This window comes from Pseudomonas sp. WS 5146, from assembly GCF_012985495.1.
GTDB lineage: Bacteria > Pseudomonadota > Gammaproteobacteria > Pseudomonadales > Pseudomonadaceae > Aquipseudomonas > Aquipseudomonas edaphica.
The window spans coordinates 763,403-788,265 of record NZ_JAAQWL010000001.1 but is presented as its reverse complement, the minus strand read 5'-3'; the positions used below and the strand labels follow the sequence as shown (position 1 = coordinate 788,265).

Here is a 24,863-nt window from a genome sequence, read left to right as displayed (position 1 = left end):
AACATTTAGAAATGTTTGCCTGGGTGGCAGCGAGCATGGCTGCTGTCACCCAGGCGATGCTACTTAGCTGCCTTTCTGGTCAATCCCCGCCTGTAATTCCTGCTGGTCACTGTGCCCGCCGACCCGCAGCGGCCCAAGGTTGAAAGCCTGATCCTTGCGTGTGGCGTCGTCCTGTTTCTGGGTCAGTTCGTCCTTGGCGCCCAGCGCCAGGTTGACCGGCGATTTCGACAGGTTCAGCCCGACATCGGCGCGATAGTCGCTGCCTGCCAACGTCGTCGCCGTCACTTTGGAACCGCCCAACTCAACCTTGCCGCTTTCGGCGCTGATCCGCGCGCCAGTCAGCCGTGTGTCGCCAGCCACTTCAAGGTTTACGCCCTGAGCACCGCGAATGCCCGAGGCCTGATTAACGCTGTCTTTCACCACGTGGCTGACGTCCAGGTTCAGCGTCGGCGTGTAGCTGGTGTTGCCGCTCTTGTCACCGAACAGTACGTTTTGCGCGGTATCGGCCACCTTGCTGCCGGCGGTGTCCTTGCCGCTGACGGTGTAGCTGTCGCTGGTTTTTGGCCAGACTTTGTCCTTGAAGCTGGACAGGCGCGTGCCCAGTGCATCTTTCTTGTCCGCGAGGTAGGTCTTGGCCTGGTCCACGCGGGTGCCAAAGGCGCCACGGGGTTCAGGATTCACCTCGTAGCTGCCACTGCGGCTGAGCTTTTCGCCCAGGCGCTCCTTGGCGTTGATCACGCTGTCCTTGGCCGAAGCGAGGTGCTCGGTGCCTTTGTCGACGGCGTTTTCCAACTTCTCCCGATGCTTGTCGAACGCGCCCTCGGCCTTGGCTTGCACCTTGTCCTTGAGCGGGCCGGTGGTCTTGGCGAGCTTGTTGACCACGCCGGGTTGGTTTTTTTCGACATCAAGCTTGGCGTCGACGTTGACCTTAGTGCTGCTGACGTGATCTTTGCGGCTCTCGACCACAAGATCCCCGCCGACGTTGCCGCTGACCTGATCCGCCTCAATCCGCGCACCCGCCAGATGGGTATCACCGGCACTGTTGATGGCTACGCTATCGGCCTTGATCAGGCTGTCGTGCTGGGTGGTGCCTTGCACGTGGTCCACATCGACCTTGGCGCGGGCATTGATGCCCAGCTGGGTCTTGGGTGTGTCGTGTTCACCGGCGTCGCCCCGTGTTGTTTTACCGCCGCTGCCACCCGCGCCGAGGGTCACGCCCCAGCTGTTGTGAGCCTGGGTGGATTGCGCCGACTCTTGCAGGATGCCGCCGTTTTGCGCATCGAGGGTGACCGTTTTGGCGGCAATCTGCGTACCTTGCAGATGGAGATCATCGGCGCTGGAGAGGCTCACGTTGCCCTTGCTGTGCAACTGCCCGACAACCACGCCCTGATCGTTTTCCGCCACCTTGCCGATATTGAAGTTGGCACTCAGGCTGCCAGTCTTGGCGCTGCTGTCGGCGCCACTGGTTTTTCCGGCACCGACGCTCAGGCCGCCGCCGAGGTTGCTGCCATTGCTGACATGCGTATTGGTGGCCGCTTGCAGGTCCAGCTTGCCGCCGGCATTCAGGCTGATATCACCGTTGCTGGCGATCTGCGTGCCTTGCAGGGTCATGTCGGCGCCGCTGCTGAGCTTGATCGGCCCGCTGCCTTGAAGCGTCGCGACCCGCGCCTGGCTGTCTTGGGTGGCCAGCTGCTTGTTATCCAGTTGCACACCAGCACCGAGGTTGACGTTGGTACCGTTGGTGCCCGGTGCGGTGCCCACGGTCAATGAACCATTACCGCGCAGGCTGTTGCTGGTTGTGCTTTGCGTGTCGCTGGCCTGATCAAGCGCCAACTCGCCACCGGCCTTGAGGTTGACGCCCGCCAGGCCACCGTTGAACTGGCTGCCCGCGTAACGCGCATCGCCCTTGGCCGTGATGTTCACGCCCTGAGTGCCCGCGTAGCTGCCGACCACCGCCGTGCTGCTGGCTTCGCCCACATCGCTGCTGCCGCCTGCGCCGCTGCCGCGCACGTTCACGTCTTCACCGGTGGTGGTGTAGACCCGCACGCCTGCCTTGGCGTCCACGCTTTGTTCGCTGCTGCTGTGGGTGTTGGCTGCGGCGCTGGCGATATGCTCGCCGGCATCGATCTTCAGCCCGCCATCGGTGGCGCGGTACTGAGTGCCTTCATCCTGCAACTTACCGGCGACATTGACCTGCACCGTGGCGCCATTGAACTGGCTGACCACCGCCGTGCTGTCCTGCTGGGTGCGGGTCTTGTTGGTGTGACCGACTTCCACGTCCAGCCCGACATTCGGCTGCTCGAAAGCATCGAGCAAACCGGGTTGATGGAATTTGGCCTGGGCCACACCTTCGACGGCTTTTTCGATTGGTCGGGTGATGCCTTTGTATTCGACATTGACGCCGACATCGGCGGTCCAACCGTTTTCCTTGTGGGTACTGGTCTGGCTGTTGTGCGCCGCCTGGTTATCGACGGTGCCGGCGTTGACCTGCAATTCGGAGCCTGCCTTGACCTGCGCGCCCTGGCTGGTGAGGGTGTTGCCGGCGTTGATGGTCAGTTTGCCAGCCGCTGCCACGTTGCTGGTTTGCGCGGTGGTGTTGCTGCTGTTGTCGTGGCTGCTTTGATGGCTGAACTGTGCGCCGTTGCCAGCCTTGTCCAGACCGCCGGTGTAGTACACGCCACCGCCGGTGGTGGTTTTGTCGGTGGTGTTGCGCGTGCTGTTATCGGTCGCCAGCAACTCGACGTTTTTGCCGCTCAAAATTGCATCGCCCTGGGTGGCTTGGACGCCGGAACCCTTGATGCTCACATTGCCATCGGCGGTGACCGCCACGCTGGCGCCGCTGAGGCTGGAAGCTTGTTGTTTTGTGGTGTCGGTCTTGCTGGTTTGCTGCTGGTCCTCAAAGCTCACGCCAGCGCGGTACTGGCGGGTGCCTTCGGCGTTTTCCTTGGCGTAGCCATCGAAACCACGGGTGTGAGTGGTGGTGGTGTCGTGTGTGGTGTTGTCAGCCGAAGCGATCTTGATATCGCCCTTGGCGTCCGCCTGTAATTTACCGGCGGCCGAGACCTGAGAGCCACTGACTTGAATGTCCTTGGCGCTTTGCAGCTTGAGGTTGCTGTCCGAGCGCAGGTTGCTGGCCACGACAGTGCTGTCCTTGAGTTGCTTGCGGCTTTCATCCTTGGAAATGCCGAAGAACTTGCTGTCGTTGCTGTAGCTATTGTCGTGGGAGGTGTCTTTTACGCCGTCGATCACCAGCGAGCCTTTGTCGCTGATCACGCTGGCCTGCTTGCCGCCACGCGCCTGGCTGCCGCTGATGCGCACGTCGTCGGCCTTGACGAGCAGTTTGCCGTCGGCGTTGACCTTGCTGCCGGTGTTCAAGGTTTTGCCCTTGTCGCCGTCGCCGCTCTTGCCAAAGAAGCTGCCGCCGGTCAGGTCGCCGGAGTAAGCGTTGTCGCGGCTTACCTGGGTGCGGCTGGCGCTGCTGATCTCCACTTGGCGGCCGGCCAATTGAATATCGCCGGGTGTTTTCAGTTCGGCGCCTTGCAATTGCAGTTTCTGCTGGCTGGTCAGCTCCAGCGTTTTGCCGGCCTTGAGGCTGCTGGTGACGCTGCGTTGCTCGCTGGAAGATTTATCCCAGTTGGCTTTCCACAGATGTTTGCGATGGTTGCCCTGATCGCGGGTTTCATGGGTTTCAGTCGCGGCGTTCACCAGCAGGTCGGCGCCGCTGTTGACACGTAAGGCATTGCCCGCTTCGACTTGGCTGGCCTTGATCTCGGCCTTGGCGCCGGAAGACAGCGTTGCATCCTGCTGCGCTACGACCTTGTTACCGTGCTGGCGCGAGTCTTTATCAGTGGTGGTGCGGTCGTAGGTTTCGTAGGTGAACAGGAAGTTGCTGTTGTCCCACTGTTCACGTTTTTCCTGGAGTTTGCGGCTTTCCAGGCTACTGAGGGTCAGGTTGCGACCGGCGTCGAGCTTGACGTTGCGCCCACTGACGTCGGTGGCGGCCAGGTTCAAATCCTTGGCGCTGTGCAAGTCCACATCGCCATGCTGGCTTCGCACGCCGGCACGGGTGGCGTCCAGGCTGTTGGCGTGGACCTGGCCGCTGATGTCGAGGTCGCCGGCCGAGCTGACGTTGACCCCGTCACGACCTTCCACCTGCACCGCGCCTACGCGCACGCCAGCACCTTCGGCCGTGCTGATGATGTTGATGCGTCCGGCCTGCATCGCCCCAAACAGGCTGGCGTCGATGCGCTGGTCCTGGGTCTTGCTGGCGGGGTCGACCTGGCGCACTTGCCCACTGGCGAAGTCGACCTGGTTGCGGCCTGCGGTGAGGTTCAGTTGATCGCGGGCACTCAAGCGCCCGTCGCTGTCGATGCGCGGCGCGATCAGGTTGATCGAGCCCGCGCGGTTTTGCAGGCCTTGGCCGTGCACCGTCAGTTGGCCGCTTGCGTCGCGGGTGTCCAAGGCTTGCAGCTTGCCGTCATTGAGTTCGGGGCGGCCCACCACCAGGTTGGCGTTCGGGGTGTTGATGAAGCTCCCGCCATTCACCGAAATACCGTTGGGGTTGGCCAACACATAATCGGCCGCCTTACCGAAAATCTCTTGGGCGCCGTTTAAGGTCGAGGCGTTGCGGCTGATCACTTCGTTGAGGATCACGCTCGCCGCCTGGCCCTGGAACTGCGGGTTCGCCGCCAGTTGCCCGGCGAGTTGCGACTGGCCGGCCTGCAGGGCGTTGTTCAGCACCACGCCCTGGCGGTCGACGTTGTAATCCAGGAACTGGTTATGGGACAGGCCGCCGGCATTCGGCGCGACGATATTGACGATGGGCACGCCCTGCTGGTTTTGCAGTTGCGGTATCCCGCCAGGCCCTTCGACCACGGTGATGCCGGCGGCCAGTACCAGTTGCGGCAGCAGGAACAGGCTGGCGATGGCCCAGCGCAGTTTGCCCTGGGGTGAAAGGTGAAACGTGTGGGTGTCAGTCGGCATAAGTAAGTTCGCTCTATGTTGGCTGATCCGCCTCGTGCGTTGTTCGTTGCAACGCTACTGGGGTGGTCAGGTACGGCGGTTGTTTCAGGCTAATCGGGTGTTGGTTTAAATCTGCACACTCATATCTGCACGCTCATATCTGCAAGCTAAGGCGCGTCAGCCAGACCTCCGGCTCCTGGCCAAAGCCTGTTGGCGTGTGCAAATTGCGTTGGTAATCGACGTCGAGCTGCACGTTCTTCCAGCTCAGGTTGAGCCCGGCACTCGCGCCGCTCAGGCGTTGGCCCGGGGCGCCGTGTTCGCGCTTGACCCAACCGTTGTCCAGGCCCAGGCGCGGGGTGATTTTTACCGGCAGGTCGCTGTTGAGCGGCAGGCGCAAGGTGTTGCGCCACACCGCACCGATGGCGCCCGAGGCACTGTTTTCGCGGTAGCCACGCACAGCCGAATCGTCGGTGCCCAGCAGTTGCTCAATGGCAGGCAAACGGTCCGGGCTGTATTGCGCAGACAGCTGGCTTTGCCACTGCCAGGGTTGCGTGCGCCATTGGCCGTTGCGCCATTGAGTGAGGTTGGCGCGGTACTTGTGAAACTGCGCCTGGGGCAGGTTTTCCTGCACTTGGTCAGCGTCGCGATCAGCGCCGAACCAGGTCAGGCCCTGGGCGTAATTGACGTCCAGGTTCCACACCGCGCTGTTGAGCCAGAACAGGTTCAAACCGGCCTCGGCCACGCTCAGCGTTGGGCTCTGGATGCCCAAGCGGACCTTTTGCAAGTAGCTGTCGACGTCCTTGTAGGCCAGTTGCAGGTTGGCGCTGAGTTGATGGCCCTGGTCGCGCCACAACACGCGGTCGGTGCGCAGGCTGATCTGATCGGTACGGCCGCTGTTGTACAGCGTGGTGCTGCTGACCTTGAGCGGTGAGCGGTATTCGGCATGGCTGGCGAACAGGCTGTAGGTCCAGTAGCCGTAGGGGATCGAATAAAACAGGCTGTTGCTGCGGCTGTAACGCGGGCCGTGGTTGAGCGTGTCGCTGAAGCTCAGGTTGAGTGAATCGTTGAGCTGCAGCGGGCTGTCCAGGCTCAGGCTGATGGCGTTGCGATCACGCCCGGTGCCGGCGCTGCCAAGGTTATCCACTCCCAGGCCCAGCCCCCAACGTGAGGCGCTACTGCGCGAACGCAGGATGATGCGCGAGGCACCAGGTTCACGGCCAGGGGCGATATCCGCGGTGAGGTCCACCGAGCGCAGGCGGTTGAGCTGGTCCAGGCCTTGCTCCAGGTCGCGCAGGTTCAGTGGTTTGCCGAGCAGCCCGGGGAAGGCGCCGGCCAGGGACACGGGCAAGCTTTGGTCGGCCAGTTCGATGGCTTCCAGGTAGCCTTCTTCGACATGGATATCCAGCGGTTGCCCGGCAGCCGGGGTGCTGATCAGGTACGGGCGGCTGGCGATATAACCGGCCTCGACGTACAGGCGAGTGATCTCGGCCAGCAGGCGGTTGATCTGGGTGACGCCCATGCACGGGGCGACATAGGGCTCGATGTGTTTATTTAGCTCGGCCCTGCTGAACAGCGTGACACCGGCCAGGCGTGTGCCGCTCAGCGGCCAGCAGCGTTCATCTTTGACATTGTCTGCTGGCACAGTGGGGGCGGCCGTCGGTGTGCCGAAGCTGCCTTTCTGGAGCTGGCGCTGGCGTTGCTCCAGCTGTAATTGCTGCAGGTCGCGCTGCTGCTGTTGCTGCAAACGCAGGGCTTCCTGGCCTGGCTGCGGGCCGTCGGCGGCGGACGCGGGCAGCGCGCACACGCAGAGCAGGGCGATACCCAATGGGTGGAGATGGCACAAGCGTTTGAGTGAGGGCAGGTTCGGCACTCGACATCCTTAACGTAGAAATACACACGATTCATGCCCCGGAGCCAAACCGTGAGCTCGGGGGGCTTGCCGCTCTTGAGTCATGATTAAACGGATTGTTACATCGTCTGTAGGATTTATTACATAAAACGTGAGGAATGCCGCGTTATTCAGCAAATAAATGCACAAAATCAGTGCAAATTGACTGATGGGGGCTATCAGGTCCCTGAATTTACGGGGTGGGTATGTGGATCAGGCGATGTGGGAGGGTTTTGATTGTTGCAGCAAGATGACTTAATCGGCGTGTTTATAGAGATGCACGCATCCCATGTCGTCAACGTGGCTATCGAGGGGTATTTGCGTTCAAATTGACAGCTTTACGACGATGAAACCAGGCAGTCACGATCCGGTTAAAAAGTCATAAAAAGACACGGAAAATCAGGCGAAGTCTTTGAAAATCCTGAGATTGTCCGACAATCAAAAGCATGAAAAACTCTTCATAAACGCCTCGCTCGAACGTTGGTAGTTTCCCCAGCGCTGCCCAATAATTCGAGTCCTAATAATGAATAACAAAACTCTTAAAAGCGCCTTGGCGCTCTCCATTTCGCTCGCCTCCACACACCTGTTCGCCGGTGGTTTTGCCCTCAATGAGCAAAGTGTCAGCTCAATGGGTACAGGCTACGCCGGGCGTTCTTCCTCGGCGGATGATGCCAGTACGGTGTTCGGTAACCCGGCCGGCATGTCGCGCATCAAGCACAATGAAGTCAGCATCGGCGCCACCTACCTCGATGCCAAATCCAACATCAAGGACGCCAGTTCCTCTCAAGGCGGTGTCGACAATCCTGGCACCAACAAAGGCGATATGGTCCCCGGCATTGCCGTGCCGATGGGTTACCTGGTGACGCCGATCGATGAACACTGGGCCTTTGGCCTGGGGGTCTACGCGCCGTTCGGTCTGGTGACCGACTATGAACACGGGTTCCAGGGCAATGGCTTTGGTAACAAAAGCAAGATTCAGGTCATCACCGTGCAGCCGACGGTCAGCTATGCGTTCAACGACAAGGTCTCGGTAGGTTTCGGCCCGACCTTCAACAAAATCAGCGGCGAGCTGGACTCCAAAGTCCCGGCGTTTGGCTTGGGCACCGAGACGGCCAAGATCAAGGGTGACGACACCGCGATGGGCTTCAACGCCGGTATCCTGGTGCAGGCTCTGGACAGCACCCGCGTCGGCGTCACCTACCACTCGCAAGTGGTCTATCACCTGAGCGGCCATACCAACGCCTCCGGCGTGCTCTCCGATGTGCTGGACGGCGGGGCGCAGAAGTATGACGCCAAGCTGAATGTCACCACGCCGTCGTCCGTGGACTTCTCGGTCACGCACCAACTGACCGACGCCTTGACCCTCTACGTGGGTAGCACCTACACGCGCTGGAGCCAGTTGAAGAAGATCACGGTCAACAACGCCGGCGTGTCGGACATTACCGCTGAGCTGGCCGGCCTGGGCTCCATCACCGAAGAGCAGCATTGGCACGACACCTGGTCCCACGCGATAGGCCTGTCGTACCAGCTCAACAAGCAGCTGGTGCTGCGTACCGGCTTCTCGGTGGACCAGACGCCAACCAACAACACCGACCGTTCGGTGCGTATTCCGACGGGCGACCGCACCGTCTTCAGCCTCGGTGCCGGCTGGACGCCTGTGGATAACCTGACCTTTGACGTGGCCTATTCCTACCTGAAGGAAGAGCCCATCAAGGTGCGCGACAACAATCCTCAGTTGGCGCTGACCTACGACGCCAAGTATGAAAACAGTGCCAATGGTTTTGGTGGTTCGGTGACTTACCGCTTCTGACCTGTGGATAACGGCAAAGGGCCGGTTTTTTGGCGTGGTCCTTTGCCGTAAGTTTTGACCTCAATGCTGTCAATCGCGGCGTGTCTTGGTTAGATTGAAGGCTAATCAGCTTTTAGGACACGGACTGTCATGACTACGCTAACGCCGATCATCGCGACCAATCCCCTCATTCTTCGCGCCGCCACGACCTCACCGCCGGCAGCGCTTGCGAACACCCTCGACGTCTCACCGGCCCGGCCGTCTTCCGTGGTCAGCCTCGGAAATCCCGTGGCCGACGTTATCGATCTCTATTCCAAAAACGGGCAGCTCCCCGGCCGCGAAACCGTGTGGGCCTGGGAAAACGATAATCAGGACGCAGTCACCCAGGCGATCAGCCAACGCTTCGGTTCAATCTCCACGACCAGCCGTTACAGCGGCCTCGGTGCTGCGTTGGTGGATCAGTTCACCGGGGGCGGCGGGGCGGGGATTTCACAATCGGTACTCAACACCACGGCAGAGCGTGCCGGTGATACGGGCGGGATCAAGGCCGACCAGGCGGTGTTGCACAGCAAGGCCGACAACCAAATCAGCCTCAGCATCAAGACCGCCAGCGGTAAGACGGTGACGTTCAGCCTGTTCAGTCAGAAAGACGGCTTGGGCGTGCAGGCCACCGTCGACGGCGGCGATTTGACCGCGGATGAACTCAAAGCCGTCGGCCAATTGGGGAAGGCGTTCCAGGCTTCGGTCGATGGGTTGACCGCCGTACCGCCGAAACTCGACCTGAGCAAACTGACCCAGTTCGACACCAGCGTGTTGGCGTCGGTGGACCTCAACGCCAAAGTCAAAACCCAGGGGGGCGAGGACATGAGCCTGGCGTTCCACGCCGACAGCCAAAGCCGCACCACACGTATGAGTGGCCCGGCCGGCGACGTCGACCTGTCTGTGGACCTGAAAAACCGCGCAATCCTGGGTGACTCCAAACAGCAGGCCAATGCGATGAAAACCTACCTCGCCCAGTTCGACCGGGTGCAACAGCGCGGTAGTGCCAATGCTGATTTGATGGCGATATTCAAGGATGCGTTCAGCGCCATGAACAGCAACTATCCCCAAGGCGCTGGCGCAACGAATGCATTGAGCAACAACCCGACCGACAAAGGTTTGCTGACAGGGCTGGCGGACTTCAAGGCTTCGATCAAGCAGGCCGTCGGTGCGTTCAACGCAATGCGTCCTACGGAAGTCGACAGCTTCTCCTACACCGTGTCGCAGAAGACCCAGGTCAATGGCCGCAGCAGCGCGGACCGCAGCGTGACCCAGAACCAGCAGTCGGTGCTGTCGGCAAACTTCCACAAAAGCCTCAGCGGTGGCGAGCCACCGGTGTTGGATGGCACCCGCGAATCGCAGAACTACCTGTATGTGCAAGTGCAGGACAAGGCCAGCAGCACCGCGAGCTTCTCCTATAAGGATGGCCAACTGACGAGTGCTTCTGTGTCGCAGTCGGCGGTGCAGAACACCCGGACCCAGAAGTACGAGATGGCCCAGTTGGTGTCAGACACGGTGGTGCCGAAAGAAGGCTCGTCCAAACGCGACTACCTGGCGTTGCTGGAGCACGCAGCCCAGGAGGTTAAAAAGTCCAAGGACGCGCTGGAGCAATCAACCTTGAAGGACGCCCTGGCGGCCATGCAGGATTCGGTGCTGCTAAAGGACTATCCCGCTGTACTGATGCGCTGAGGTTGCGCGCCATGAAAGCGGGAAGGCTCATCACGGGGCCTTCCCGTTTTTTTTGCCCGACAGGCGTGCGCCTGGATGCCAGATTTGGCTTTTGAATCGATTCGATATTCTGTAGCCTTGCGCAGCTTCAACCGTGCTTGATGAACACAATCACTTCGTCCGGCGGCGCCCGAAGGGCTCCAGAGCCGGTGGTACACTCGACTTTCGCGCTTACTGCGCTTGCAGGTCTTGCGAACATGACGCAAATTTCCGAACGCCTACTGGTTCAAGCCCACCTCGACGCCAAGCAGCCCAAGGCCCTGAGCGCCGATGAAGAGGCGAGCCTGCGCAGCGCCATCGCCGCCGAGCTCAAGGCTCAGGACGCGGTGCTGGTTGCCCACTTCTATTGCGACCCGGTGATTCAGGCCCTGGCCGAAGAAACCGGAGGCTGTGTCTCCGACTCCCTGGAAATGGCCCGCTTTGGCGCTGCCCACCCGGCCAAGACTGTGTTGGTGGCCGGTGTACGTTTCATGGGCGAGACCGCCAAAATCCTCACCCCCGAAAAACGCATCCTCATGCCCACCCTGGAAGCCACCTGCTCCCTGGACCTGGGCTGCCCGGTGGAGGAGTTTTCAGCGTTCTGCGACCAGCACCCCGAGCGCACGGTGGTGGTTTACGCCAACACTTCGGCGGCGGTCAAAGCCCGTGCCGACTGGGTTGTTACCTCCAGCTGCGCGCTGGAAATCGTCGAAAGCCTGATGGACAACGGCGAGACGATTATCTGGGGGCCGGACAAGCACCTGGGCACTTACATTCAGCGCCAGACCGGCGCAGACATGTTGCTCTGGGACGGCGCGTGCATCGTCCACGAAGAGTTCAAGTCCAAGCAGCTTGAAGACATGAAGGCGCTGTACCCGGACGCTGCGATCCTGGTGCACCCGGAGTCGCCGACGGCGGTGATTGAATTGGCTGACGCGGTGGGTTCCACCAGCCAACTGATTGCCGCAGCCCAGCGCTTGCCGAACAAGACCTTTATCGTCGCCACCGACCGCGGCATCTTCTACAAGATGCAGCAGTTGTGCCCGGATAAAGTCTTCGTTGAGGCACCGACCGCCGGCAACGGCGCGGCGTGCCGCAGTTGCGCGCACTGCCCGTGGATGGCGATGAATACGCTGGAGCGCACGCTGCAGTGTTTGCGTGAGGGCAGTAATGAGATCTTCGTCGAGCCGTCGGTGATCCCGCACGCCGTGCGCCCGCTCAAACGCATGTTGGACTTTACCCAGGCTGCGCGCCTCAAGCTGGCTGGCAACGCCTGACCTGAAGTTGAACACATAAACAAAATGTGGGAGCTGGCTTGCCTGCGATAGCGGTTTATCAGTCAATGCTGCTGTGACTGAACGATCGCCATCGCAGACAAGCCAGCTCCCACACTTGATCTCTAGTGTTCTTGGGTTACTTTTTCTGCTTTGGAATGTGCACCAGCTGCGTATCCGAGTAGATGTCATGCCAGCTGCGCTTGCGCTTATCAAACACCGACCAGACAAACCCCAGCCCCACGCACAACCACGATGCAATCGCCACCACAAAGCGCAGCAGCGCCTGCCACAGGCTGATGCGCGAGCCGTCGGCGTTCTGCACGCGCACGCCCCACACCTGCATGCCCAATGTCTGCCCCGAATGGGTCCAGAACTTGGCGAAGAAACCAAACAGCACAAAAAACAGGATCGTCGACAGCAGCGGGTCGCCGTCCAGCGCGCCGGACTCGGTGAGCGTGCGCATCCTGGCTTCGCCGATAAACGCCATCCACACCAGCTTGTAGATAAACGCGGTGACGATCAGCAGCGCGGTGCACAACAGGAAGTCATAGAACATCGCTGCCAGACGACGGCCCAGGCCAACGGCGGGGAATTCGCCTTGGGGGCTCAACAAAGGTTTGGGCATGGCCGTCTCTCTTGAGAAAAAAGCCATTTTACGAGCAAACGCACATAAAAAAGCCCCTGATGTCACCATCAGGGGCTTTTTGTCGCAGTAAGGATCAGCCTTCTGCTTGTACTTCGTCAGCCTGCATGCCTTTCTGGCCTTGCACGGCGATGAAAGACACTTTCTGGCCTTCTTTCAGGCTCTTGAAGCCATTGCCCTGAATAGCGCGGAAATGCACGAACAGATCCGGACCGCTTTCTGGAGTGATAAAACCAAACCCTTTCTCGTCGTTAAACCACTTGACGGTACCGCTCTGACGATTCGACATTTCTTATTTCCTTTGACGCTAAAAATTAATGACAGCCCCTTTCACATGAAAGAGTACTGGGCTGGGTTGCAGGAAAGTAAGAGACGTCGAACGGGTTGTAGCAAACTTATGGCTACTGCCCAGGTCCAGGTTCAAAGCGACCCATGCAAACACAGTGGCTAAACTCTACGTCAACTAATATGGAAAAAACAAGCCCCGGAGAATCCCCAGGTTTTGCTCGGCCATATGACACTTCGTTGACTAAAAGTGGATCCCACATATTCGATAGCGTTGCTCACTTGTTATAGGTTTGCGCCTATTAAAATGACTATCGTCAATGCACTCTTTTATGGCGGTTGCGTTACAAATTAGTGCGCGTTAACGCAACCGCGTTACTTATAGGAACAGTCAATCAGCCACGGTAGTAACGTTGCGGTACAAATGGCATTTTACTTACACGTAGTGGCACCTTTTTCCCACGTACCAATGCAGACACTTCGGTGTCCAGTGCGACAAATGCGCTGTCCAGGTAACCCATGGCCAATGGGCCGCCCAGTGTCGGGCCAAAACCGCCGCTGCACACGCTGCCGATCACCGTGCCGTGTTCGTCGACGATTTCTGCGCCTTCACGCACCGGGGTCCGTTCCTGTGGCAGCAGGCCCACGCGCTTGCGGCTTACGCCGGCTTGTTGCTGGGTGAAGATGCGGTCAGCGCCCGGGAAGCCGCCAGCACGCGCGCCATCGGCACGACGGGCCTTGGAGATCGCCCAGAGCAGGCTGGCTTCGATCGGCGTGGTTTCGGTGTTCATGTCATGGCCATACAGGCACAGGCCGGCTTCCAGGCGCAGGGAATCGCGGGCGCCCAGGCCGATGGCTTGAACTTCGGTTTCGGCGAGCAGGCTGCGCGCCAGGCTCTCGGCATTGGCCGCCGGTACGGAAATCTCGAAACCGTCTTCACCGGTGTAGCCCGAGCGGCTCACGTAGCAGTCCACGCCCAGCAGGCGCAGGGTGGCGAACTGCATGAAAGTCATCTTGGTCACTTCCGGCGCCAGGCGCGCCAGCACTTTCACTGCCTCCGGGCCTTGCAAGGCCAGCAGGGCGCGCTCTTCGAACAGCGGCTCAATGCTGCACTGCTCGCCAATATGTTTGCGCAGGTGGGCCAGGTCCTGATCCTTGCAGGCTGCGTTGACCACCAGGAACAGCTCGTCGTTGCCCAGGTTGGCCACCATCAGGTCATCAAGGATGCCGCCCTGGTCGTTGGTGAACATGGCGTAGCGCTGCATGCCGACTGGCAGGTCGATGATGTCGACCGGCACCAGGGTTTCCAGGGCCTTGGCGGTGTTGGCGCCGGTCAGGCGGATCTGGCCCATGTGGGACACGTCGAACAACCCGGCTTGATCACGGGTGTGCAGGTGTTCCTTCATCACGCCCAGCGGGTATTGCACCGGCATGTCGTAGCCGGCGAAGGGCACCATGCGCGCGCCCAACTCGATGTGCAGCGCGTGCAATGGGGTTTTCAACAGGGTTTCGGTGGACATGTTCAGCTCCTGAAAAACGTGCGGACGCGCTTGTAGGCGTCAGCACTCGATAATGTTGACGGCCAAACCGCCACGGGCGGTTTCCTTGTATTTGCTTTTCATGTCGGCGCCAGTCTGGCGCATGGTGCGGATGACCTTGTCGAGTGAGACAAAGTGCTGCCCGTCACCACGCAAGGCCATGCGCACGGCATTGATCGCCTTGACCGAGCCCATGGCGTTGCGCTCGATGCACGGTACCTGCACCAGCCCGCCAATCGGGTCGCAGGTCAGGCCGAGGTTGTGTTCCATGCCGATCTCGGCAGCGTTTTCCACTTGGGACACGCTGCCGCCCAACACTTCGCACAAAGCGCCTGCGGCCATGGAACAGGCCACGCCGACTTCGCCCTGGCAGCCAACTTCGGCGCCGGAAATCGAGGCGTTTTCCTTGTACAAAATACCGATGGCGGCGGCGGTGAGCAGAAAGCGCGCCACGCCGTCCTCGTTCGCGCCGGGGATAAAGCGCATGTAGTAATGCAGCACCGCTGGCACGATCCCGGCCGCACCGTTGGTGGGCGCGGTGACCACGCGCCCGCCGTTGGCGTTTTCTTCGTTGACCGCCAGCGCATACAGGTTGACCCAATCCAGCACCGACAACGGGTCGCGCAATGCCGATTCGGGGTTCTTGCACAGCTGCCGATGCAGCGCCGCTGCACGGCGCTTGACCTTCAAGCCGCCGGGCAAGATGCCTTCGTTGCGACAACCGGCATCCACGCAGTCCTGCATCACTTGCCAGATGTTCAGCAAGCCGGCGCGAGTCTCCGCCTCCGGGCGCCAGGCACTTTCATTGGTGAGCATCACCTGGCTGATGGACAGTCCGTAGGTGGCGCAATGGCCAAGCAAGTCCTTGGCGTGCTTGAAAGGGAAGGTCAGCGGCGTGGTGTCTTCGACAATCCGGTCAGCGCCGGCAGCGTCTTCATCCACCACAAACCCACCGCCGACCGAGTAATACTCGCGGCTGCGGATCTGGATACCGGCGGCGTCGAAGGCACGAAAAATCATGCCATTGGGGTGGTAGGCGAGAGGCTTGCGAATCATCGCCAGGTGTTCTTTCTCGTTGAACGCAATGCTGTGTTCACCGAGCAGGTTCAAGCGACCGTCACCGCGCATTTGCGCAAGGCGTGCGGCGACGGTTTCAGTATTCACGGTGTCTGGGTGTTCGCCTTCCAGGCCCAGCAACACGGCCTTGTCGCTGCCGTGACCTTTGCCGGTGGCGCCCAGCGAGCCATAGAGCTCCACCTTGATGCCGCTGGTGGCGCTCAGCAGGTTGTCGCGCTTGAGGCCTTCGACGAATCGAGCGGCGGCGCGCATCGGGCCGACGGTATGGGAGCTGGAGGGGCCGATGCCAATCTTGAACAGGTCGAACACGCTAAGGGACATGGTTGTTCTCCGGTTTCTTATTATTTTGGAAGACTTGCTCGCTCAGTGTAGAAACCGGGCTTGTGTGGGAGCTGGCTTGCCTGCGATAGCATCACCCTGGTCTACCTGATAGACCGAGGTGCCTGCATCGCAGGCAAGCCAGCTCCCACAAAAGCCAGCTCCCACATTGACCGAGTTCAGTCAGGGTTACGCGTAGCTCTCGATCGACGGGCACGCACACACCAGGTTACGGTCGCCAAACACGTTGTCGACCCGGCCAACCGGCGGCCAGTATTTGCCTTCGATCAACGATGCCACCGGGTACACCGCCTGTTCACGGCTGTACGGGTGGCTCCATTCACCGACGATTTCAGCCGCCGTGTGCGGGGCGTTTTTCAGTGGGTTGTCGTCCTTGTCCAAGGTGCCGTTTTCCACTGCGCGAATTTCCTCGCGGATGGCGATCATGGCGTCACAGAAACGGTCCAGTTCTTCTTTGGATTCGCTTTCGGTCGGCTCGATCATCAAGGTGCCCGCCACCGGGAACGACATGGTCGGCGCATGGAAACCAAAATCGATCAGACGCTTGGCCACGTCATCCACGCTGATGCCGCTGCTGTCTTTCAAGGGGCGCAGGTCCAGGATGCACTCGTGTGCCACCAGGCCGTTGCTGCCGGTGTAGAGCACGGGGTAATGCTCTTCAAGGCGACGGGAAATGTAGTTGGCGTTCAGGATCGCCAGCTGCGAGGCGCGCTTGAGGCCCGCGCCGCCCATCATGCTGATGTACATCCAGGTGATCGGCAAAATGCTCGCGCTGCCAAATGGCGCCGCGCACACCGCGCCTTCCTTGCGCTCCATGGCCGCGTGGCCTGGCAGGAATGGCGTGAGGTGGGATTTAACCCCAATCGGGCCAACGCCCGGGCCGCCACCGCCGTGCGGAATGCAGAAGGTTTTGTGCAGGTTCAGGTGGGACACGTCGCCACCGAACTTGCCCGGTGCGCACAGGCCGACCATTGCGTTCATGTTGGCGCCGTCGATGTACACCTGGCCGCCGTTGTCATGAATGATCCCGCAGATTTCGCGGATGCCTTCTTCGAACACGCCGTGGGTGGACGGGTAGGTGATCATCAGCGCAGCGAGGTGCTCGCGGTGCTCGATGGCTTTGGCGCGCAGGTCTTCGATGTCGACGTTGCCGCGTGCGTCGCATGCGGTCACCACCACGCGCATACCGGCCATGTTGGCGGTCGCAGGGTTGGTGCCGTGGGCCGAAGACGGGATCAGGCAGATGTCGCGGCGTTCTTCGCCACGGCTCTGGTGGTAAGCACGAATGGCCAGCAGGCCTGCGTATTCACCTTGGGAACCGGCGTTCGGCTGCAGGGAGATCGCGTCGTAGCCGGTGGCCGCGCAGAGCATGGCTTCCAGGTCGGAAGTCAGCTCCAGGTAGCCGGCGCTTTGTGCGGCCGGGGCGAAGGGGTGCAGGGCACCGAATTCGGCCCAGGTTACCGGGATCATTTCGCTGGCGGCGTTGAGTTTCATGGTGCACGAACCCAGCGGGATCATGGTGCGGTCCAGCGCCAGGTCCTTGTCGGCCAGCTTGCGCAGGTAGCGCATCAGCTCGGTTTCGGAGTGGTAACGGTTGAACACCGGGTGGCTGAGGATCGGCGACTGGCGCAACAGCGCGGCGGGCAAGGTGCTTTCAGTCGCAGCAAAGGCGGGCAGCGCCTTGCCGTCGGCGAAGATCGACCACAGGGCTTCGATGTCAGCCTGGGTGGTGGTTTCGTCGACCGACAGGCCAACGCGTTCAGCATCGACCACACGCAGGTTGATGCGCTGGGCGCGGGCCTTGTCGTGCAGGGCGGCGGTGTTGGCGCCCGTGTTGAGGGTGATCGTGTCGAAGAAGTTTGCCTGCTCAACCTTAAGGCCCAGGGCGGTCAAGCCTTTGGCCAGGATCGCGGTCAGTTGGTGAATGCGCTGGGCGATCTGGGTCAGGCCTTTAGGGCCGTGGTACACGGCGTACATGCTGGCGATGTTAGCCAGTAGCACTTGCGCGGTGCAGATGTTGCTGGTGGCTTTCTCGCGACGGATATGTTGCTCGCGGGTCTGCATGGCCAGGCGCAGGGCCGGCTTGCCGAAACGGTCGACCGACACACCGACCAGACGGCCGGGCATGTCGCGCTTGAACGCATCCTTGGTGGAGAAGTACGCCGCGTGCGGGCCACCAAAGCCCAGCGGCACGCCGAAGCGTTGCGCGCTGCCGATGGCCACGTCGGCGCCGAACTCACCCGGCGGGGTCAGCAGGGTCAGGGCCAGCAGGTCGGCGGCGACCGCGACCAAGGCATTGGCAGCGTGGAAACGCTCGGTCAGTTCGCGGTAATCAAACACATCACCGTTGCTGGCCGGGTATTGCAGCAGGGCGCCGAAGAATGCGCTGACGTCGCTCAGCTCGCGTTCATCGCCCACCACCACGTCGATGCCCAACGGCTCGGCACGGGTGCGCAGTACGTCGAGGGTCTGTGGGTGGCTATGCACGGAGGCGAAGAAGGCATTGCTGCCCTTGTTCTTGCTCAGGCGCTTGCAGAAGGTCATGGCTTCGGCGGCGGCGGTGGCTTCGTCGAGCAAGGAGGCGTTGGCGATCGGCAGGCCGGTGAGGTCGCTGATCAGGGTCTGGAAGTTCAACAGCGCTTCCAGGCGGCCTTGGGAAATTTCAGGTTGATACGGGGTGTAGGCGGTGTACCAGGCCGGGTTTTCCAGCAGGTTGCGCAGGATCGGCGACGGCGTGTGGCAGTTGTAATAGCCCTGGCCGATGTAGGTCTTGAACAGTTGGTTCTTGCCGGCGATGGCCTTGATCTTGGCCAGGGCCTGGGCTTCGCTCAGGCCGTCTTCCAGGCCGAGCACGCTGGTGCCCTTGATGCTTTCCGGGATCACGCTGGCGCTGAGGGCTTCGAGGGAATCAAAGCCCAGGCTTGCGAGCATGTGCTGCTCATCTTCCTGGCGCGGGCCGATGTGGCGGGCGATGAATTCGTTGGCGGTGCTGAGATTGATGGTCATGGCGCGCTCCTCAGGCTTCAGCGTTGGCTTTGATCAGGCGGTCGTACGCATCCTGATCCAACAGCTTAGCCACTGCATCGGCATCGGCGGGTTTAAAGCGGAAGAACCAACCTTCGCCCATCGGGTCTTCGTTGACCAGTTCCGGGCTGTCGCTGAGTGCTTCGTTCACTTCGAGCACTTCACCGGTCAGCGGCATGTACACGCCGCTGGCTGCCTTGACCGATTCCACGGTGGAGGCTTCGGCGCCCTTGTCGTAAGCCTGCAACTCCGGCAGTTGCACGAAAACCACATCACCCAGTGCGTTTTGCGCGAAAGCGGTGATACCCACGGTGACGCTGCCATCGGCTTCGGCGCGCAGCCATTCGTGATCTTCAGTGAAACGCAACTCGCTCATGGAAACTCCTCAGGGCCAGATTCGTCTGGTGGACGGGATTGGAATAATGGGGAGTTACTTAGCAATATTGCGGCCAATGTTATTAAGTCGTTATAAATCAGATACTTAACGATTTTGGTTATGACGATATGATTTTCAGCTGTAGCGATTTCGCTACACTCGGGCACACCAAAAAAAGCCTATGCGGATCAAAGCCTTGCATGGCGCGCAAAAAACAGGGTTGTAGCGATATCGTTACGCTGTAGCGCTTTCAGTACAGCGGATGTCGTTCTCAGACCAAAACTTGGATGCCCTCCATGGGGGAGGGGGCTTGTGTGGGAGCTGGCTTGCCTGCGATGCAGGCACCTCGGTGTATCAGGTAGACCAAGGTGATGCTATCGCAGGCAAGCCAGCTCCCACACAAGCCAGCTCCCACACAAGCCCCACATTTTGATCTCTACATTTTCAGGGCTTATTGGGAATGCCGTACTTGCGCAAGCGATGGGCAATTGCCGTGTGCGATGTTTGCAAGCGGCTGGCCAGTTGGCGGGTCGAGGGATAACTGGTGTAGAGCGTTTCCAGCAGGTTGCGCTCGAAGTCTTCCACCGCTTGCTCCAGGCTGTCGACTTCACCGTCGCTCTGGCGCGCCACTGAGGTGCCGGCGATGTCGAGGTCTCCGATGTCCACCAGGCTGCTTTCGCAGATGGCGGCGGCGCGGAAGATCACGTTCTGCAGCTGGCGCACATTACCCGGCCAGCGGTTGCCGAGCAGCGCCGGGTAAGTGCCAGGCGCCAGGCGGCACACCGGGCGCTGGATCTGCGCACAGGCCTGCTGCATGAAGTAGCGCGCCAGCAGCAGAATGTCCTGGCCGCGCTCGCGCAGCGGCGGCACTTCGACGTTGAGCACATTAAGGCGGTAGAACAGGTCTTCGCGGAAGGTGCCCTCGCTGACCATCTTTTCCAGGTCGCGGTGAGTAGCGCTGAGAATGCGCACATTGACCTTCACTTCGCGGTCGCCGCCCACCCGGCGAAAGCTGCCGTCGTTGAGAAACCGCAGCAGCTTGGCCTGCAAATACGGCGACATCTCACCGATCTCATCAAGGAACACCGTGCCCTGGTTGGCCAACTCCATCAGCCCCGGCTTGCCGCCACGCTGCGCGCCGGTAAAGGCGCCAGGCGCATAACCGAATAATTCACTTTCGGCCAGGTTCTCCGGCAACGCCGCACAGTTCAAGGCCAAAAACGGTGCACTGTGCCGCGCGCTGATAGCATGGCAGGCACGCGCGACCAGCTCTTTGCCGGTGCCGGTTTCGCCCTGGATCAACAGCGGTGCATCCAGCGCCGCCACCCGTTGCGCCCGCGCCTTGAGCGTGCGAATCACCGGTGACTCGCCCAGCAGCGCATCAAAACCTTCGGCATGGTCATGGTGCAGCGCCGACAGCTGTTCGCCGATGCGGTTGGGTTGGTACAGAGTGAGCAGGGCGCCGGCGTCAGTGATCGGCGTGGCGTCGAGCAAAAAGGTCTGGCCGTTGACGCTGATTTCGCGCAACGGCAAACGAAAGCCCTGTTCGAGCAAGGTTTCCAGCAACGCCGGGTCATTGAACAACGCGCTGATACTTTCACCCGCCGGTTCGCGGCCATACAGCGCGATCAGCGCCGGGTTGGCCAGCAGGATCTTGCCCGCGCTGTCCAGGGCCAGCACCGGGTCGGTCATGGCCGCGAGCAACGCGTCGAGTTGCAGGTGGCGACGTTGGCCGGGGAGGATATCCACCACGGTGACCGCCTGTACGCCGTGCACGCTGAACAGCGCGTCGCGCAGCTCTTCGAGCACCTCGGCGCTCAGCGTCGGCGCGTCGATGTACACGTTGGGCGGCACCATCTCCACCGCATCCAGGTTGAGATTGCGCCCACCGAGCAGGGCCAGGACTTCCTGGGTAATGCCGACGCGGTCGATGAAGCTGACGTGGATACGCATGGGGCTGGCAATTCTGGGGAACTGGAGGCGGCAAGTATGCCTTGGAGCGCAGGGAGATCAAAATGTGGGAGCTGGCTTGCCTGCGATAGCATCACCTTGGTCTACCTGATACACCGAGGTGACCGCATCGCAGGCAAGCCAGCTCCCACACAAGCCAGCTCCCACATTGGACTTACGGTGTTGTTACTCCAGGTGTTCCGGTTTGACCGGATCGCCGGATTTCACATCCAGCTGATGCCTTACATCTTCAAACATCAAGTCGTACTGCTTGTGCATCGAGCCGTTAAGCGTCGCAACCTTCGGCATTCCATATTTCTGCGCGATGTTCATCGCATGCCGGGCAAAGTCGAAGGCCTGATCCTTGGGTAAAAAGAATTCCTCCTTGAGGTCCTTGCCCTGCACCGAGCCGTGCAGCTTGAAGAGCATTCCCTTGCCTTCCTTTGGATCCTGGCTGACCTCGTAGTCGATGCACAGGTTGTAGCTGTAGTCATCCTTGTTGAGTGCGTGACGTTCGATGTGCAGGTGACCGGGTTCAAAGGTGGCCATAGGCGTTTCTCCTCTACTTCACAGGTAGGTGATGCCAGGTTTTGCCGTGCTGATACGCGTGCCGGCGCTGCCCTGGACGATGGCTTCGATATCCGAGAGTGAACCGATGACGGCAGTTTTGCCAGTCTGGCGGGCGAACTCGCAGGCCGCTTGTACCTTCGGCCCCATGGAGCCGGCGGCGAAGCCGAGTTTCTCCATGTCGTCGGGATGGGCCTGGCCGATGGCCTTTTGGGTCGGCTTGCCGAAGTCGATAAAAGCCGCATTGACGTCGGTGGCAATCACCAGCAAATCCGCGTCCAGTTGTGATGCCAGCAAGGATGAGCACAGGTCTTTGTCGATCACCGCTTCAATGCCGCGCAGCGTGCCGTCGTCGCCATACATGGTCGGGATGCCGCCACCACCGGCGCAGATCACAATGGCGCGTTTTTCCAGCAGCCATTTGATCGGGCGGATTTCAAAGATGCGTTTCGGGCGTGGGCTGGCCACCACACGACGGTATTTATCGCCATCGGGCGCGATGGCCCAGCCTTTTTCGGCGGCGAGTTTTTCGGCTTCGGCTTTGGAGTACACCGGGCCGATGGGCTTGGTCGGGTTCTGGAAGGCCGGGTCTTTGGCGTCGACTTCCACTTGGGTGAGCAAGGTGGCGAACGGCACCTCGAAGTCCAGCAGGTTGCCCAGTTCCTGTTCGATGATGTAGCCGATCATGCCTTCGGTCTCGGCGCCGAGCACGTCCAGTGGGTACGGCGAAACTTGGGTGTAAGCCGCCGCCTGCAACGACAGCAGGCCGACTTGCGGGCCATTGCCGTGGGCGATCACCAATTCGTTGCCGGGGTGGATTTTGGCGATCTGTTCGGTGGCGATACGGATATTGGCGCGTTGGTTGTCCGCCGTCATGGGTTCACCACGGCGGAGCAGGGCGTTACCGCCCAGGGCTACGACGATGCGCATAATGCATTCCTTTTAGAAGGATCGTTCCCACGCTCTGCGTGGGAATGCCTCACTGGACGCTCTGCGTCCGCTCTTGTGACGCAGAGCGTCACTGGCTGCATTCCCACGCAGAGCGTGGGAACGATCAGAGTGGGGTTAGATATCCGCCAGCGCCGACACCAGAATTGCCTTGATGGTATGCATGCGGTTTTCCGCCTGCTCAAACGCGATGTTGGCTGGCGACTCGAACACTTCCTCAGTCACTTCCACACCATTGGCTAGGTTCGGATAGCGCGCGGCGATGTCCTTGCCCACCTTGGTCTCACTGTTATGGAACGCCGGCAGGCAGTGCATGAACTTCACGCGCGGGTTGCCCGAGGCTTTCATCATCTTGGCGTTGACCTGGTACGGCAGCAGTTGCTCGATACGCTCGTCCCACGCTTCCACCGGCTCACCCATCGACACCCAGATATCGGTGTGGATGAAGTCGACGCCTTTGACCGCCTCTTTCGGGTCCTCGGTGATGGTGATGCGTGCGCCGCTTTCCTCGGCAAACGCCTGGCACTGCTTGATGAAATCTTCGTGTGGCCACAGGGCTTTCGGCGCGCCGATGCGCACGTCCATGCCCAGTTTGGCGCCGATCATCAGCAACGAATTGCCCATGTTGTAGCGCGCGTCGCCCAGGTACGCGTAGCTGATGTCATGCAGCGGCTTGTCGCTGTGCTCGCGCATGGTCAGGGTGTCGGCGATCATTTGGGTCGGGTGGAATTCGGCGGTGAGGCCGTTGAATACCGGCACACCAGCGAACTTGGCCAGCTCTTCGACGATTTCCTGTTCAAAGCCACGGTACTCGATGGCATCGAACATGCGGCCCAGGACGCGGGCGGTGTCTTTCATGCTTTCTTTGTGGCCGATCTGCGACGACACCGGGTCGATATAGGTGACGTGGGCGCCCTGGTCATGGGCCGCCACTTCGAACGCGCAACGGGTGCGAGTCGAGGTTTTTTCGAAGATCAGCGCGATGTTCTTGCCTTGCAGGTGCGGACGCTCGGTGCCGGTATACTTGGCGCGTTTGAGGTCGCGGGACAGGTCCAGCAGGTAGTTCAGCTCGCGGGTAGTGTGGTGCATCAGCGAGAGCAGGCTGCGGTTGCGCATATTAAAAGCCATGATGGATCTCCTTAGGTTTCGGTTATCCCCCTGGCCGCTCCTGGATAAGCAGCGGCCAGGGCCAAAAAATCAATAGTCGATGGGGTCGCGGATGATCGGGCAGGTCATGCAGTGGCCGCCGCCACGGCCTCGGCCGAGTTCACCGGCGCTGATGGTGATGACTTCCACACCGGCCTTGCGTAGCAAGGTGTTGGTGTAGGTGTTGCGGTCGTAGCCGATCACCACGCCGGGCTCCACGGCCACCACGTTGTTGCCGTCATCCCATTGCTCGCGTTCGGCGGCGAAGCTGTTGCCGCCGGTCTCGACCACTCGCAGCGTCTTGAGGTTGAGGGCTGCAGCCACGGTTTCGAGGAAGTTGGTTTTCTCCCGCTGGATGTCGATGCCGTGTGGTTTGCTTTCATCCGGGCGCAGGGTGAAGGGCACGATCTGGTTGACCACTTCGGGGAAGATCGTCACCAGGTCGCGGTCGCAGAAGCTGAACACCGTATCCAGGTGCATCGCCGCGCGGGACTTCGGCAGGCCGGCAACGATCACGCGTTCCACGGCTTTGTTTTTGAACAGGTTGCGCGCCAGTTGGCCAATCGCCTGGTGCGAAGAACGCTCGCCCATGCCGATCAACACCACGCCATTGCCAATCGGCATCACGTCGCCGCCTTCCAGTGTGGCGGCCCCGTGTTCCTGGTCGGGGTCGCCGTACCAGATCTGGAAGTCGGCGTTGGTGAACTCGGGGTGGAATTTATAGATGGCGCTGGCCAGCAGGGTTTCCTGACGTCGCGCCGGCCAGTACATCGGGTTGAGCGTCACACCGCCGTAGATCCAGCAGGTGGTGTCGCGGGTGAACTGAGTGTTGGGCAGCGGCGGCAGGATGAAGCTTGAGTGGCCGAGGAAGTCGCGGAACATCTCGATGGTCCGGCCGCCGAAGCTGCTCGGCAGGTCATCGGCCGACACGCCGCCAATCAGGAACTCGCTGATTTTGCGCGGCTCCAGGCTGCGCAGCCATGAGCCGACTTCATCGACCAGGCCCAGGCCCACCGTATTGGCGGTGATCTTGCGCTCCAGAATCCAGTCCAACGCTTCGGGGATGGCGACGATATCGGTCAGCAGGTTGTGCATTTCCAGCACATCAATGTCCCGCTCGCGCATCTTGGTTACGAAGTCGAAGTGGTCGCGCTTGGCCTGGGCCACCCACAACACGTCATCGAACAGCAGTTCATCGCAGTTGTTGGGGGTCAGCCGCTGGTGGGCCAAACCTGGGGAGCACACCATGACTTTACGCAGTTTGCCGGCTTCGGAATGTACGCCGTACTTCACTTTTTCCGTGGTCAT

At 60.7% G+C, this 24,863-nt stretch carries 16 protein-coding genes; 3 read left to right on the top strand and 13 right to left on the bottom strand.

Annotated elements, in window-relative coordinates:
* Window positions 1–63: 63 nt before the first annotated feature.
* Window positions 64–4,983 carry a hemagglutinin repeat-containing protein gene (locus HBO41_RS03580; RefSeq protein WP_169985142.1) on the bottom strand — a complete coding sequence of 1,640 codons (4,920 nt, stop codon included), beginning with the start codon at window positions 4,981–4,983 and terminating at the stop codon, window positions 64–66.
* A gap of 133 nt (window positions 4,984–5,116) precedes the next feature.
* Window positions 5,117–6,832, bottom strand: a complete 1,716-nt coding sequence (locus tag HBO41_RS03575) for a ShlB/FhaC/HecB family hemolysin secretion/activation protein (RefSeq protein ID WP_017139138.1) — start codon at window positions 6,830–6,832, stop codon at window positions 5,117–5,119.
* Between the two features lie 541 nt (window positions 6,833–7,373).
* On the opposite strand from HBO41_RS03575, the gene HBO41_RS03570 reads away from it, so the two are divergent.
* From HBO41_RS03570 to nadA, 3 genes are all read left to right on the top strand, one after another.
* Entirely contained in the window at window positions 7,374–8,660 is a 1,287-nt protein-coding gene (locus tag HBO41_RS03570) for an OmpP1/FadL family transporter (RefSeq protein ID WP_017139139.1), read from the top strand.
* A gap of 267 nt (window positions 8,661–8,927) precedes the next feature.
* Window positions 8,928–10,367: a lactate dehydrogenase gene (locus HBO41_RS03565; RefSeq protein ID WP_169985278.1), complete on the top strand. Its 1,440-nt coding sequence runs from the start codon at window positions 8,928–8,930 to the stop codon at window positions 10,365–10,367.
* Between the two features lie 236 nt (window positions 10,368–10,603).
* On the top strand, window positions 10,604–11,662 hold the full coding sequence (nadA, locus tag HBO41_RS03560; RefSeq protein ID WP_017139141.1) for a quinolinate synthase NadA: 1,059 nt from the start codon (window positions 10,604–10,606) through the stop codon (window positions 11,660–11,662).
* A 136-nt stretch (window positions 11,663–11,798) separates the two neighbouring features.
* Here nadA and HBO41_RS03555 read toward each other — a convergent pair whose 3' ends face one another.
* From HBO41_RS03555 to arcA, 11 genes are all read right to left on the bottom strand, one after another.
* Window positions 11,799–12,287 carry an RDD family protein gene (locus HBO41_RS03555; protein WP_099549400.1) on the bottom strand — a complete coding sequence of 163 codons (489 nt, stop codon included), beginning with the start codon at window positions 12,285–12,287 and terminating at the stop codon, window positions 11,799–11,801.
* Between the two features lie 94 nt (window positions 12,288–12,381).
* Window positions 12,382–12,594: a cold-shock protein gene (locus HBO41_RS03550; protein ID WP_017139143.1), complete on the bottom strand. Its 213-nt coding sequence runs from the start codon at window positions 12,592–12,594 to the stop codon at window positions 12,382–12,384.
* A 391-nt stretch (window positions 12,595–12,985) separates the two neighbouring features.
* Window positions 12,986–14,110: a glycine cleavage system aminomethyltransferase GcvT gene (gcvT, locus tag HBO41_RS03545; protein ID WP_169985140.1), complete on the bottom strand. Its 1,125-nt coding sequence runs from the start codon at window positions 14,108–14,110 to the stop codon at window positions 12,986–12,988.
* Between the two features lie 39 nt (window positions 14,111–14,149).
* The gene (locus HBO41_RS03540) at window positions 14,150–15,526 is read right to left on the bottom strand and encodes an L-serine ammonia-lyase (protein WP_169985138.1); all 1,377 of its coding nucleotides are present in this window, start codon (window positions 15,524–15,526) and stop codon (window positions 14,150–14,152) included.
* A 186-nt stretch (window positions 15,527–15,712) separates the two neighbouring features.
* Complete coding sequence (gene gcvP, locus HBO41_RS03535) at window positions 15,713–18,550, bottom strand: aminomethyl-transferring glycine dehydrogenase (protein WP_169985136.1); 2,838 nt, start codon at window positions 18,548–18,550, stop codon at window positions 15,713–15,715.
* Between the two features lie 10 nt (window positions 18,551–18,560).
* Window positions 18,561–18,944, bottom strand: a complete 384-nt coding sequence (gene gcvH, locus HBO41_RS03530; protein WP_017139147.1) for a glycine cleavage system protein GcvH — start codon at window positions 18,942–18,944, stop codon at window positions 18,561–18,563.
* Window positions 18,945–19,388: 444 nt separating this feature from the next.
* The gene (locus HBO41_RS03525) at window positions 19,389–20,897 is read right to left on the bottom strand and encodes a sigma-54-dependent transcriptional regulator (RefSeq protein WP_017139148.1); all 1,509 of its coding nucleotides are present in this window, start codon (window positions 20,895–20,897) and stop codon (window positions 19,389–19,391) included.
* 183 nt (window positions 20,898–21,080) lie between these two features.
* Window positions 21,081–21,443 (bottom strand): DUF5064 family protein, encoded by a 363-nt coding sequence (locus tag HBO41_RS03520; protein ID WP_169985134.1) that lies wholly within the window; start codon window positions 21,441–21,443, stop codon window positions 21,081–21,083.
* A gap of 18 nt (window positions 21,444–21,461) precedes the next feature.
* Window positions 21,462–22,391: a carbamate kinase gene (gene arcC / locus HBO41_RS03515; protein WP_169985132.1), complete on the bottom strand. Its 930-nt coding sequence runs from the start codon at window positions 22,389–22,391 to the stop codon at window positions 21,462–21,464.
* 135 nt (window positions 22,392–22,526) lie between these two features.
* On the bottom strand, window positions 22,527–23,537 hold the full coding sequence (locus tag HBO41_RS03505) for an ornithine carbamoyltransferase (RefSeq protein ID WP_015885593.1): 1,011 nt from the start codon (window positions 23,535–23,537) through the stop codon (window positions 22,527–22,529).
* A 69-nt stretch (window positions 23,538–23,606) separates the two neighbouring features.
* Window positions 23,607–24,863: an arginine deiminase gene (arcA, locus tag HBO41_RS03500; RefSeq protein ID WP_017139151.1), complete on the bottom strand. Its 1,257-nt coding sequence runs from the start codon at window positions 24,861–24,863 to the stop codon at window positions 23,607–23,609.

What these genes read in the sequence shown, in the direction of transcription:
- HBO41_RS03580 (WP_169985142.1), bottom strand. Translation starts at nt 4,983, where the DNA reads ATGCCGACTGACACCCACACGTTTCACCTTTCACCCCAGGGCAAACTG.
- HBO41_RS03570 (WP_017139139.1), top strand. Translation starts at nt 7,374, where the DNA reads ATGAATAACAAAACTCTTAAAAGCGCCTTGGCGCTCTCCATTTCGCTC.
- nadA (WP_017139141.1), top strand. Translation starts at nt 10,604, where the DNA reads ATGACGCAAATTTCCGAACGCCTACTGGTTCAAGCCCACCTCGACGCC.
- HBO41_RS03555 (WP_099549400.1), bottom strand. Translation starts at nt 12,287, where the DNA reads ATGCCCAAACCTTTGTTGAGCCCCCAAGGCGAATTCCCCGCCGTTGGC.
- HBO41_RS03550 (WP_017139143.1), bottom strand. Translation starts at nt 12,594, where the DNA reads ATGTCGAATCGTCAGAGCGGTACCGTCAAGTGGTTTAACGACGAGAAA.
- gcvT (WP_169985140.1), bottom strand. Translation starts at nt 14,110, where the DNA reads ATGTCCACCGAAACCCTGTTGAAAACCCCATTGCACGCGCTGCACATC.
- HBO41_RS03540 (WP_169985138.1), bottom strand. Translation starts at nt 15,526, where the DNA reads ATGTCCCTTAGCGTGTTCGACCTGTTCAAGATTGGCATCGGCCCCTCC.
- gcvP (WP_169985136.1), bottom strand. Translation starts at nt 18,550, where the DNA reads ATGACCATCAATCTCAGCACCGCCAACGAATTCATCGCCCGCCACATC.
- gcvH (WP_017139147.1), bottom strand. Translation starts at nt 18,944, where the DNA reads ATGAGCGAGTTGCGTTTCACTGAAGATCACGAATGGCTGCGCGCCGAA.
- HBO41_RS03525 (WP_017139148.1), bottom strand. Translation starts at nt 20,897, where the DNA reads ATGCGTATCCACGTCAGCTTCATCGACCGCGTCGGCATTACCCAGGAA.
- HBO41_RS03520 (WP_169985134.1), bottom strand. Translation starts at nt 21,443, where the DNA reads ATGGCCACCTTTGAACCCGGTCACCTGCACATCGAACGTCACGCACTC.
- arcC (WP_169985132.1), bottom strand. Translation starts at nt 22,391, where the DNA reads ATGCGCATCGTCGTAGCCCTGGGCGGTAACGCCCTGCTCCGCCGTGGT.
- HBO41_RS03505 (WP_015885593.1), bottom strand. Translation starts at nt 23,537, where the DNA reads ATGGCTTTTAATATGCGCAACCGCAGCCTGCTCTCGCTGATGCACCAC.
- arcA (WP_017139151.1), bottom strand. Translation starts at nt 24,863, where the DNA reads ATGACCACGGAAAAAGTGAAGTACGGCGTACATTCCGAAGCCGGCAAA.